An 11,319-nucleotide genomic window follows, 5' to 3' on the forward strand; every position below is an offset into this window, starting at 1 on the left:
ACGACCGGGGGGCGGTTCCGGTGCTCGGTCAGCGCAGCCCCTCTCGTGCGGGAGCCATCGTGATCTCGAAGACTTCGTCACTTCCCTCCTCCGTCATCACGGGACTCGTCTTCGACGAACCCGGCAACTCGGTGTGGTTCGCCACCGGCGACGGGCGCCTCGGCACCTGGCGCCTTCTCGGGGAGGTCCATACCGGCCTCGGCTCCGGATGGCCCGACGCCGTCGCCGTCCTTCCCGGCGTCGACGGCGTCTCCGTGCGGATCGTGACGGCCGGAGGCGAGGTCCACGTCGCCGCGCGGGACCGGGCCGATCGCGCCGACGCCGCGTTGTCGGCGACACATCCGACCGGTCTGCGCGCCGCCGCCGCGCTCGACGACGGGACGCTCCTGCTTCTCGACGACGACGGGGCGATCGTCCGCCTCGGCATCGGGGCGTCCGAGATCCTCGTCGCCGCCCCTGCCGCCGCCGCGGCGGTCGCGATGTGCGTCGACGAGCCCGCGAACGAGCTCCTGCTCGCGGCACCCGACGACGGCGGCGGCGCGAGCCTGGAGCGCCGCTCGCTCCAGGACGGCACGCTTCTCGGCGCCGTCCCCCTGCCGCATCCGGTCGTCTCGATCGTGGCGTTCGGCGGCGGGGCGCTGACGGTCGACGACGCGGGGGTGATCCGCCGCCTTTCGTGGGCGAGCGGGGAGGGCGCCGAGGAGGTCGCGCTTCCCGCCCCGGTCACGGGGCCCGTCGCGCGGTGGCACTCGCTGGTGTTCGCGGCGTCCGGCGCCGGCGTCACGGTCGTGGACTGGGGATCGGACGTCGAGACCCTTTCGATCGAGGCCTCGCTGCAGCCCCTCGCGGCCGGCGGGTGGGCGCCGATGACCGTCGACTACGCCTCCATCGGGATCGCCGCCGACGACGTGGACTGGTTCTGGGACGACGCGGACGACGAGGAGGAGGAGTGCGTCTCGGTCGCCCGCTCCGGCACCGAGGACGCCGAGCGGTACGAGCACCGCGTGCTCGCCGGTCCCGTGCCCGGCGAGCGGACGCTCGTCGCGACCGACCGCTCGTCCGGGAACGTGCTCGCGACGCGGCGCTTTCGCGTACTGGGCCGCTGGCCCGACGACGAGGCCGGTCCGCCGCAGGTCATCAGCGGCGAGCGCGAGGTGTACGCGAAGCCGGGCTGGGGTGGCGGACCGGGGTCGCCGCAGAACATCCGCGTCCACCCCGCGCCCGAGGAATACCGCATCGCCGTCGCGGTGCTGCGGTGCAAGAACTCGACCGCGGCGGTCAACGCCGCCGGCGCGGCGGACCGGCGCCGTGACGAGCTGACCGAACACGTCGTCGCGACCTCCGGCGACTCCGCCGACCGGTGGTTCCGCGAGGTGTCGTACGCCGACACACCGGCGGGCGCGTCCGGACCGAAGGGCACCCGCATCCGTCTTCTGACCGACGCCGTGATCGGGCCGATCGACGTGCCGTACACCTTCACCGAGCTCTTCGCCCCTGGCGATGCCGCCGACTCCTGGGGGTCCTGGGACCCGAAGCCCGGCACGTGGGACGTGCTCGGCGGCACGTTCTCGTCCTTCGTCCGCGACACGCCGCTGCCCCTGGGCGGGGGAGTGACGCGGCCGGTCATGGAGTTCGCGGACGCCGTGGTCTTCACGATCCTGCCGGGAACCGACGATCCGGTCACGGTCGGCCCCACCACGGTGGGCGCGCAGTGGACGTGGGCGTACGCCGGCGACGCGCAGGTCTACTGGAAGCCCGCGGACGGGTCGACCACGTTCACCCGCAAGCCGGCGGTGGTCATGCCGGCGGCGATCTCGGCCGGTCACCCGGCGCCGTGGTCCGAGAAGGAGTTCGTCACGACGATCGTCCACGAGCTCGGGCACACGCTCGGCATGCCGGACCTGTACCAGGGGCCGGGGTATCCGGGCGAGATCGGCGAGCGCTACATGGGCGACTGGGACATGATGCACTCCGACGTCCCGATGCCTCAGCTGTCGCTGCCGCACCGCATGCGGCTCGGCTGGATCGACCCGTCATGGGTCGAGGTGTGCGACTTCTCCAAGAACCCCGCGACCCGCGAGATCACGCTGCAGGCGGTCGAAACGCTGTCGCGGACCGGGCCCGGCGCCGGCCGGAAGGCCGGGATCGAGATCCGCCTGCGCGACGGGTGGAACTACTACTTCGAGCACCGGCGCGAACAGCCGGGGCAGATCGGCGACCAGCAGCTGCCGAGGAACGCCGTGCTGGGCACCGACGTGTTCCAGGCGAGCGCCGAGGACATGGCGCGCCCGCTCATCCTGCTCCTGCCGAACGACGTCGACGGCGACGGGCCCGTCCTCGCGGTCGCCGGCCGGGACTACGAGGAGAGCGACGTCACGAACCCCGACAGGATGAACGATTTCCGGCTGACCCGGCTCCTGCCCAATCTGACCGATCCGGCGGACGACGTCCGGGTGCGCGTCGAATACGTCGGCGCGCACCGTGCCGAGCTGCAGATCACCCCGGCGCGCGGCAACGGCCACTGGAAGAGTCCCGACATCGACATCGACGGCCCGTCGGGGCCGAACATCGTGGTGAAGGGGCAGAAGCACCGGATCCGCATCCGGGTGCGCAACGCCGGGACGAAGGCGGCCGGCCAGGTGACCCTCCGGGTCGGGTGGCTGCCGTTCACGACGACGCCCGGCGCCTGGCAGGCGCTCCCGTCGCCGGCGCCGCTGAGCATCGGAGCCAAGTCGAGCGCGGTGTTCGAGGTCGACTGGACGGTGCCGGCGTCCGTCACCGTACCCTCCGCGTCGGGCCCGGCGATCGAGGCCGAGCACTTCTGCGTGCGTGTCGACATCGACCGGTACGTCGACCCGGTGGATCCGGCGGGCAGCGAGATCGTCGTCCACAACAACTGGGCGCAGTCGAACTTCAACACCTCGACGACCGCGCAGTCCTCGCCGTCGTCGCGCGAGACCACGGCGATAGTCTCGGCGAACCCGTTCCCGACGCGGGCGCTGCATCGGCACGTCGTCGAGCAGACAGGCGACCAGTTCCGTCTCTTCCTTGACGAGGGGTGGCGAATGGTCGACGCCGGAGCGACCGGCTCGACGCGGCTCGCGTACGAGTCGTTCGCCGGCGACCCGCGACGCGGCCGGCGCTACGCGGAGCGGTTCGAGCAGTCGCAGGGCGAGGGGATCTCCTCGGAGGTCTCGGTGCGGACCTTCGTGCAGCCGGAGGGACGCCACGACTCCGGCCTGCCCGGCTTCGGCGCGGGTCTGTGGGTGCGAGCAGGCTGGCGCACCCGGTTCGAGGACGTGCGCGTCGACGGCGAGCTCATCCACGGGCTGGTGGTGTACGAGCACGACGGCGCGCGCGACCCGGTCCCGTTCGGCGAGGTTCGCGTCGTCGCGCGCCCGGAGGACCGCCCCGACGAGGTGATGTGGCTCGACGGCGGGGTGGACGACGGACGCTTCCGGGTCGTCGTGCCGGGCGAGCTGTTCGAGTACGCACGGAGGGAGCCCTGGGTCTTCGAGGTGTTCTACTTCAGCACCTACCGGCACGCGCCCACGCGGTCGGGGGTGCTGCCGCTGCGGCTGTGAGGCAAGACCCCCGGCTGTCAGCCTCCCAGGCTGTGGACGGTGGTCATGTCCGCGAGCCCGGAGATGGTCAGGACGGGGGCGAGCAGCTCGTTGGCGACGAGCTCGATGCGCGGGGCATGCGCGAACAACACCGTCAGCCCGGCGCTGTCGAGATACTCGACCGCGCTCAGGTCGACCAGGAGAGCATGGCCGTCGTCGCCGGCGGCATCGGTCAGGGCGGCCTCCAGCTCGCCGGCGTTGCTCATGTCGATCTCGCCGCTGACGGTGAGGACCGGGGTGCCGTCGGAGCGGCGAGACGGAGCCAGGGTCAGGGGAGTCGTCATCGGGGGATCCTCGCGTGCATGTCGACGGTGGTGCCGGCGACGCCGGGCTGGATGGTGACGTGCTGCATCAGGGCGCGCATGAGGGCGACCCCCCGGCCGCGGTGCGTGTTGGCCTCGGGCTGCGGAGGTTTCCATCGGCCGCTGTCGGTGACGGTGAGGTACAGGTCGGCCGCGGTGGCGACGGCCCGCAGGCGGACGGTACGCCCCGGGCTGTCGCGGTGGCCGTGCTCGATCGCGTTGGCACAGGCCTCGCCCGCCGCGACCAGCACGTTCTGGACCATCGACGCGGTGATGTCACAGCGGTTCAGCCAGTCCCGCAGGGCCGTACGGACGGGGGCGAGCTGGCTCGACTCGGCGGGGAAGGCCACATCCAGCGGCGCGGGCTGGCGGTAGAGCAGGAGGGCGACGTCGTCGTTGTAGCCGGTGTCCGGCGCCATCCGCGTCATGACCTGCGTCGCCAGGTCCTCGATGGGGGTCGAGCGGCCGTCCTGCACGGCGGCGCTCGCCTGGTCGATCCCGGCGGTCAGCGGGCTGCGGCGGCGCTCGACGAGCCCGTCGGTGTAGAGCAGCAGCGTGGAGCGGGGCGGCATCGTGCAGCTGCTCTCGGGCCGGGGCTCGCCGGGCCGCACCGCGAGCGGGGTCGAACGGCCGCCCTCCAGCAGCTCCGTGGCGCCGTCGGGGTGGGCCAGGATGCCGGGCGGGTGCCCCGCGCTGGAGTACACGAGGCGGCCGGTCGTGGTGTCGAGGACGCCGCAGAACACGGTGGTGCACTTGGCCCCCTGCACCAGCGCGGCGAACTTGTCCAGCGCGCTCAGCACCTGTGCGGGACCGGCCTCCTGCAGCAGCAGGGCGCGGCAGGCGCTGCGGAGCTGGCCCATGACGGCCGCGGCTTCCAGACCGCGTCCCACGCAGTCGCCGACCACGATGCCGATGCGGTCGTCGGGCAGCGGCACGATGTCGTACCAGTCGCCGCCGACCTCCAGGGGCCGGGTGGCCGGCTCATACCGTACGGCGAAGCCCTGGGGCAGGTGGGACGGCCCGAGGATGGCCCGCTGCAGCGCCACCGCGGCCTCGCGCTGCTGGTCGAGCTGGTGGGTCCGGTGCAGGCCCTGGCCGAGATGGCCGGACAGCAGCGCGAGCAGCGTCTGGTCCTCGGCGGTGAAGGGCCGGTTCTGGCCGAGGTCGATCCAGAGGGTCACGACCCCCTCGGGGTGCTCCAGGGTGATGCCTGCCCCGTCCGCGGCGCTCGCCACCGGGCGCAGCGGCGGGAAGCCGCGCAGTTCGGTGAGCCTGTCCCGCAGGTCGTCCGGCAGGGTCCGCCAGGAGGCTCCGGAGTCCGTGCCGAACAGCACCGGCTCCGCCTCGCCGTGCCCCGCGGACGCACCGGTCCTCACGGGATCACCGGGCCTCACGAGATCACCACGCCCCCCGGAGTCACCATGCCCCCCGGACTCACCACGCCACAGCGCGGCGGTCACCTGCCGGGCGCGCCAGACGTCGCGCAGCTCCCGCAGCGCTCCGCTGAGCGCGTCCTCCACGCTGCTCGCCTCCGAGACGCGCACGCTGAGCGCGGCCAGGGCGGTCTCACGCTGCACGAGGTAGTGCTCGGCGGTGACGTCGCGCAGGGTGCCGACGACCCTGCGCTCGCCGGTGGTGGGATCGGCGACGTCGGTGAAGGTGGCCGCCACCCAGATCTGGTGTCCGTCCCGGTGGGAGACGGGGATCACGCAGCTGCCCCGGCCCTGGCTCACGAGCTGCTCGAACGCCTCGCCGACCATCCGGTGCGCCACGGGGTCGTCGGCCTCGCGCGGCCACCAGGGATGCAGGGCGGTGTAGGGCAGGCCCTCGGGGCCGTACCCGAGGATGTCGGTGAACGCCTGGTTGATCTCGATGACCGAGCCGTTCTCGTCGCAGACGAAGAACGCCTCCTGCAGCGACTCGATCATGGCGGTCTGCCACCGCAAGTGGCGCCCGCGCATGCGCGCCAGCTGCACGTTGGCCCGCACCCGCGCCAGCAGTTCGGCGGCGGAGAACGGCTTGACGAGGTAGTCGTCCGCGCCCGCCTCCAACCCCTCGATCGAGGCCTCCTGCCCCGCGCGGGCCGACAACAGCAGCACCGGGACCGCGGCGGTGCGGGGGTCGGCCCGCAGCGCGGCCACCAGCTGCAGGCCGTCCAGACGCGGCATCATGACGTCGCTGACGACGAGGTCGGGAGCGTCGGTGAGCACGGCCTCCAGGGCCGCCTGCCCGTCGTTCACCACGGTGACCCGGTAGGACGGCCGGAGCAGGCGCGTGAGGTAGTCGCGCATGTCGGCGTTGTCGTCGGCGATCAGGACCCGGGGCGGGGGACCGTCCCCCCGGGGCCCGGTCGACGCCGCCGCCGTCTCCTCCACGTCGGCCGTCTCCTTCGGGGGCAGCCAGCGCAGGGCCTCCTCCACGAACGGATCGGCGGTGGCCGACACCACGTCCCCCGGGCGGGCCGGCGCGATGCCGTCGGACGGCAGGTGCGCCGAGCCGAAGGGCAGCCGGATGGTGAACGTGGTGCCCGCGCCCTCGGCGCTCTCGGCGGTGATCGTCCCGCCGTGCAGGCCCACCAGCTCCTTCACCAGCGCCAGCCCGATGCCGCTGCCCTCGTTCGAGCGCGACCTGGCGCTCTCGATGCGGTGGAACCGCTCGAACAGCCGCGGCAGCTCGTGGCGCGGGATCCCGATGCCGGAGTCGGCGACCGTGACGACGGCGTGCCCGTCCTCGGCGCGCAACGCGACCCGGACGGAGCCGTCGAAGGTGAACTTCAGGGCGTTGCTCAGCAGGTTGAGCACCACCTTCTCCCACATGCCCCGGTCGACGTACACCGGTTGGTCCAGGGGAGGGCAGTCCACCTCGAAGGCGAGCCCGGCCCTGTCGATCGCGGAGCGGAAGACGCCGGCCAGCTCGGCGGTGACGGCGGCCAGGTCCACCGGCTCGTACGTGGCCCGCATGCGGCCGGCCTCGATGCGGGAGAAGTCCAGCAGCGTGTTGACGAGCTTGCCCAGCCGCAGGCCGTTGCGGTGGACCACGTCGAGGTCCTCGCGTACCTGCTCGCCGGCGTCGGCGAGCGCGGTGCGCAGGTCCTGCACCGGCCCCATGATCAGCGTCAGCGGGGTGCGGAACTCGTGGCTGATGTTGGAGAAGAAGGCCGTCTTGGCCCGGTCGAGCTCGGCCAGCTCCTCGGCCCTGCGCTGCTGGAGCTGGTAGGCCACGGCCGCGTTGACCAGCGCCGCGGTCTGCCGGGCCACCAGGGCGAGGAACGACTCGTACGCCTCGTCGAGCACGCGGCCCGCGCTGGCCGCCAGCACCATCACCCCGACGGTCTGGCCGCCGGTCTCACCGGCCAGCGGCAGCACCATGGCCTGCGTCGGCGGCGTCTGCCAGCCCCCCGAGGGCAGCGCGCCGAAGCGCTCCGCCACGTCGGTCACCACGACAGGGGTCTCGCCGCGCAGCACCTGCTCCACCGGCCAGTCGCCGGGCCCGCCGGGCAGGGGGGACACGGTCGCGCCGCGCGGGCTCGTCGCGGTCGGCACCAGCTCGTCCGTGCCGGGGCGGCGCAGGTAGACGGCCGCGAACGGCACGTCGGGACCCGACCGCTCCAGCACCTCGGCGACCAGCTCGCACGCCTCCTCCACGCTGCGGGCACGGCCCGCCTGGGCGCCGAGGTCCTGCAGCACCGCCAGGCGCCGCTCGCCGATGACCCGCTCGGTGGTGTCGCTGACCGCGGTGAACACACCCCGCACGCCGCCGTCGTCGTCGTGCAACGGGCTGTAGGAGTACGTCCAGTACGTCTCCTCCCAGTAGCCGTGCCGGTTCATCGGCAGCAGCAGGTCCTCCGACCAGGTCGCCTCGCCGGAGGCCATCACCGACCTCAGCATCGGGCCGATGGTGTGCCAGATCTCCGTCCACACCTGGTCGCCCGGCTTGCCCAGCGCCGGATGCTTGGAACCCAGCAACGGCAGGTAGGCGTCGTTGTAGAGGAACCGCAGCTCCTCTCCCCACCACACGATCATGGGGAACCGGGAGGTGAGGCAGATCCGGCACGCGGTGCGCAGGCTCGTCGGCCAGGTCGCCGGGTCTCCCATGGAGGTGCCGGACCACGGAAGGTCGCGCATCCGCCGCGCCATCTCGCTGTTCCCCGGAAACAGCAGCTCCATCGGCCGGCCGTGCTGAACAGACATCGGTTCCGCCGCCCCGCTCATCGCTTTCGCCTTCTCCTCAACGGCCGGTGCGTCGTGGGCCGGATCTCGTACGTGCCGGGCCTCCGCTCGGCTCCGGCAGGTCAGGGAAGGAACAGTTCAACGGTTTCGTAGGATAGGGCAAATCATCGACCGGCCACGCGGGCCCCGGCCCGCGACCGAGGGCCGGGAAGGAGCCAGAGGTCAGCACCGTAGACGAAGCGCCGGGCATGCCGATGCCGCTCGCCTCCGCCGCGGAGGCGCGCCGCCTCGCGGCCGTGCGCCGCTACGCGGCCCTGGACACCGCCTCCGGCGCGGCCTTCGACCGGGTGGCCGCCCTGGCCGCGCGGATCTTCCACGCCCCCTTCGCCACCGTGACGATCGTCGGCGACGACACGGTCCGCGTCATCGCCGCGCACGGGCCGCCACCGCGCCGGGCGATCATCGAGAGCCTGTGCGCCGCGGCCGTACGGCACGATGGCCCGTACGTCGTCGACGACGTGCTGCTGGACCCGCGGGCGGTCGGCGACCCGGCGGTGCGCGGCGAGCCCGGCATCCGCTTCTTCGCCGCCGCGCTGATCACGACGGCCGACGGCGAGGCCCTGGGCAGCGTCAACGTCATGGACACCCGTCCCCGGCAGGCCGATGAGGAGGAACTGGCCTGCCTGCGGGACCTGGCCGCGCTGGTCATGGACGAGCTGGAGGTGCGGCTGACGACGCACCGTACGGTCGAGGTCGAAAGGGAACTGCGCGCGGGAGCCGAGCGGCTGGCCCGCACCCTGCAGCGCACCCTGCTTCCGCCGGCGCTGCCCCGGGTGCCCGGACTGTGCGCGGCCGCCGCCTACCACCCGGTCTCCGCCGACGAGGTCGGCGGCGACTTCTACGACCTCTTCCAGCTCGACGGCGACCGGTGGGCGTTCTTCCTCGGCGACGTCTGCGGCAAGGGCGCCGACGCCGCCGCGCTGACGTCCCTGGTCCGCTACACCCTGCGCGCCGCGGCCGTCTACGACGCCGACCCGCACGCCGTGCTGGCCAACCTCGACACGGTCCTGCAGCAGGAGCACGCCGGCGGCGAGGCCCCCGTGCCGTACTGCACGGCGGTCTTCGGCGTCCTGCAGCCCGACGGCGACGGGTTCGGCGTCACGCTCGCCACCGGAGGGCATCCCCCGGCGCTGGCGGTGCGGGCGGACGGCACCGTCGAGTCGATCCATCCGGTCGGGGGACAGCTGATCGGCATCCTGCGCAATCCGCACTTCGCCCAGGTGAGCGCGCGACTGAACGCCGGTGACGCGCTGCTGCTGTACACCGACGGTCTCACCGAGGCGCGGACGCCGACCGGCTCGATGCTCGACGAGGACGGCCTGACCGCGTACCTCGCCGCCGCGGGACCCACGAGCGCCGACGCCCTCCTGACCACCGTGCACGACCTGATCACGGCCTTGGGCACGGGGGTGTCAGACGACACCGCGGTCCTGGCCCTGTCCGTTCCGCCCGCCACTCGAACGCCGTTCTCCGGGAGTCTCGGTGCCGCATGACAACGGTCTGACCGTCACCCTTCAGCCGCACGCCTCCGGTCCGCGCCTGCTGGTCGTGGCCGGGGACCTGGACCATCACACCACTCCGCGCCTTCGGGCGGCTCTGGAGGAGATCGAGTTCGGCCCGGGCACCGGCCTGGTGATCGACCTGTCGGGGCTGACCTTCTGCGACTCCACCGGCATCGCCACGCTGGTCGCCGCCCACCAGCGCGCCCACGACGCGGGCGCCGCCCTGCTCCTGGCCGGTCTGGACTCGGACATCGCCCGCGTTTTCCAGATCATGGGACTGGACCGGCTGCTGGCCTTCTACGACAGCCCGGAAGCGGCCGTACGCGCCCTGAGCGGGTGAGCCCTACAGCGGCGCGGCGACGGCGACCGCGATGTTCTGCCTGATGTCGCAGTTTTCGACCCGGCGACAGAAACCGTCCGCCACGCTGGTGGCACCGCCCGCGGTGCTGGCCGCGGTGTGCTGGTGACCTCGGTTCCGCGTGGGGCTGTGCAGCTGGACGATGTTCCGGTTGCGGGTGCCGTTCCCGATGGCGGCCGGGCCGTCCCCCGCCTCCCGCACGGGTCGCGCGCTCGCGGCGGCCGCCGTGAACAGGACGGTGGACAGGACGGTGGACAGGACGGCGGCGAGAACGGCGGCGGACAACGGGACGAGCCGGGACGCGCCGCGTGAGACGAGCATCCGCCACCGCCTTTCACCCATGCGCCGCCCGTCGGCGCGCGTGGTCACACCGTAGCCTCCGCGGTGGTCCGGCGGCGGTCATCGGCGCGCGTGTCCCGTGACGTCTGCCGTGACGTCTGCCGTGACGTCTCCCGGCCGTCCGTGAGCGTCTCAGCGCCGGTTGATCACGGTGCCGCTCGTCCTGGGGGAGCTCTGGTTGCGGCCCCGGAGGTTCTGCGAGCCCCTGCAGCCGGGCCGGTGCACACAGTTGCCGGCCTGTGTGTTCACCGACGCGTCCACCCCGGTGATGACCTGCTGGGTGCCCGTCGTGTTCCGCTGACTGCCGGCGAGCAGCGAGTTCAGGTTGTTCAGGCCGTTGTTGATCACATACCGGGAATTGGCGCCGTTTCCGTCGCCGCCGCCGTGCCCACGGCCCGTCGCCGCGTCCGCGGTCGTGGGGGCGAGCGCGAGGCCGGCGCCCGTGAGAGTCAGCGCGGTCAGCGCCAGCAGCCGCACCGCCGGGCCGGTGAGCGCGTGCCGCCCCCTGTGATAAGCCCTGTGACGAGCACTGTGACGAGCCATGGTCGCGCGCCTTCCCCCGTTGTCCGTCATGCGGATCCGTCCGTACGGACCTGCCGGGCATCTACCCCGGGTGGACGCGCCCGTCACGGTCCGTGATCGATGATTAACCCGCCTGTGGGGATATGGCGGCCCTTCTGGCGGCACGCCGGATTCGCGCGTCCGGAGGGCTCAGCAGCTCGATCTGCCGGTCCGACGCCCGTATCCGCTGCGTCACACCGCAGGAGCGGGACCTCCGCCCGCAGATCATGCTCTGCGCGTTCGCGACGCCGCTGACGCCGACCGTCCTCTGCTGGGTGCCGGTCCCGTTCCTCGCGCTGCCCACCGTCAGCTGACTGACGTTGCGGATCCCGTTGCCCATACGGACGGTGGCGCTGTCGCCGTTGCGGTCGCCGGCCGTACGGGTGACCGCCGCGAGGCCGGCGG

The 11,319-nt window shown here is 72.9% G+C and carries 8 protein-coding genes; 3 read left to right on the forward strand and 5 right to left on the reverse strand.

The genetic code is table 11. The annotated features are described in order from the left end of the window. Positions 1 to 59 precede the first annotated feature (59 nt). Positions 60 to 3,584, forward strand: a complete 3,525-nt coding sequence (locus AB0J39_RS14130; protein ID WP_363464185.1) for a hypothetical protein — start codon at positions 60 to 62, stop codon at positions 3,582 to 3,584. Between the two features lie 17 nt (positions 3,585 to 3,601). Here the strand turns inward: AB0J39_RS14130 and AB0J39_RS14135 are convergent, their stop codons facing one another. Continuing rightward, positions 3,602 to 3,907: an STAS domain-containing protein gene (locus AB0J39_RS14135; protein ID WP_363464187.1), complete on the reverse strand. Its 306-nt coding sequence runs from the start codon at positions 3,905 to 3,907 to the stop codon at positions 3,602 to 3,604. Further along, positions 3,904 to 8,115 carry a SpoIIE family protein phosphatase gene (locus AB0J39_RS14140; RefSeq protein ID WP_363464189.1) on the reverse strand — a complete coding sequence of 1,404 codons (4,212 nt, stop codon included), beginning with the start codon at positions 8,113 to 8,115 and terminating at the stop codon, positions 3,904 to 3,906. The genes AB0J39_RS14135 and AB0J39_RS14140 overlap by 4 nt, the downstream gene beginning before the upstream one ends. A 227-nt stretch (positions 8,116 to 8,342) precedes the next feature. On the opposite strand from AB0J39_RS14140, the gene AB0J39_RS14145 reads away from it, so the two are divergent. Together AB0J39_RS14145 and AB0J39_RS14150 are read left to right on the forward strand one after the other, a co-directional pair. Continuing rightward, positions 8,343 to 9,647, forward strand: coding sequence for a GAF domain-containing SpoIIE family protein phosphatase (locus tag AB0J39_RS14145; protein WP_363464191.1), 1,305 nt, complete (start codon positions 8,343 to 8,345; stop codon positions 9,645 to 9,647). Next, positions 9,637 to 9,996 (forward strand): STAS domain-containing protein, encoded by a 360-nt coding sequence (locus AB0J39_RS14150; RefSeq protein WP_363464192.1) that lies wholly within the window; start codon positions 9,637 to 9,639, stop codon positions 9,994 to 9,996. Before AB0J39_RS14145 ends, AB0J39_RS14150 begins: the two co-directional genes overlap by 11 nt. Positions 9,997 to 9,999: 3 nt before the next feature. On the opposite strand, the gene AB0J39_RS14155 is transcribed toward AB0J39_RS14150, so the two are convergent. The 3 genes from AB0J39_RS14155 to AB0J39_RS14165 form a co-directional block, all read right to left on the reverse strand. Continuing rightward, positions 10,000 to 10,335 carry a hypothetical protein gene (locus AB0J39_RS14155; RefSeq protein WP_363464193.1) on the reverse strand — a complete coding sequence of 112 codons (336 nt, stop codon included), beginning with the start codon at positions 10,333 to 10,335 and terminating at the stop codon, positions 10,000 to 10,002. A 150-nt stretch (positions 10,336 to 10,485) separates the two neighbouring features. Beyond that, positions 10,486 to 10,896 (reverse strand): hypothetical protein, encoded by a 411-nt coding sequence (locus AB0J39_RS14160; RefSeq protein WP_363464195.1) that lies wholly within the window; start codon positions 10,894 to 10,896, stop codon positions 10,486 to 10,488. Positions 10,897 to 10,999: 103 nt separating this feature from the next. Beyond that, on the reverse strand, positions 11,000 to 11,319 hold a 320-nt coding region (locus tag AB0J39_RS14165), incomplete at its 5' end, for a hypothetical protein (RefSeq protein WP_363464196.1).

Origin of the sequence: Microbispora sp. NPDC049633 (assembly GCF_040675265.1) — a bacterium.
Classification (GTDB): Bacteria; Actinomycetota; Actinomycetes; order Streptosporangiales; family Streptosporangiaceae; genus Microbispora; species Microbispora maris.

What these genes read in the sequence shown, in the direction of transcription:
- AB0J39_RS14135 (WP_363464187.1), bottom strand. Translation starts at nt 3,907, where the DNA reads ATGACGACTCCCCTGACCCTGGCTCCGTCTCGCCGCTCCGACGGCACC.
- AB0J39_RS14140 (WP_363464189.1), bottom strand. Translation starts at nt 8,115, where the DNA reads ATGTCTGTTCAGCACGGCCGGCCGATGGAGCTGCTGTTTCCGGGGAAC.
- AB0J39_RS14145 (WP_363464191.1), top strand. Translation starts at nt 8,343, where the DNA reads ATGCCGATGCCGCTCGCCTCCGCCGCGGAGGCGCGCCGCCTCGCGGCC.
- AB0J39_RS14155 (WP_363464193.1), bottom strand. Translation starts at nt 10,335, where the DNA reads ATGCTCGTCTCACGCGGCGCGTCCCGGCTCGTCCCGTTGTCCGCCGCC.
- AB0J39_RS14160 (WP_363464195.1), bottom strand. Translation starts at nt 10,896, where the DNA reads ATGGCTCGTCACAGTGCTCGTCACAGGGCTTATCACAGGGGGCGGCAC.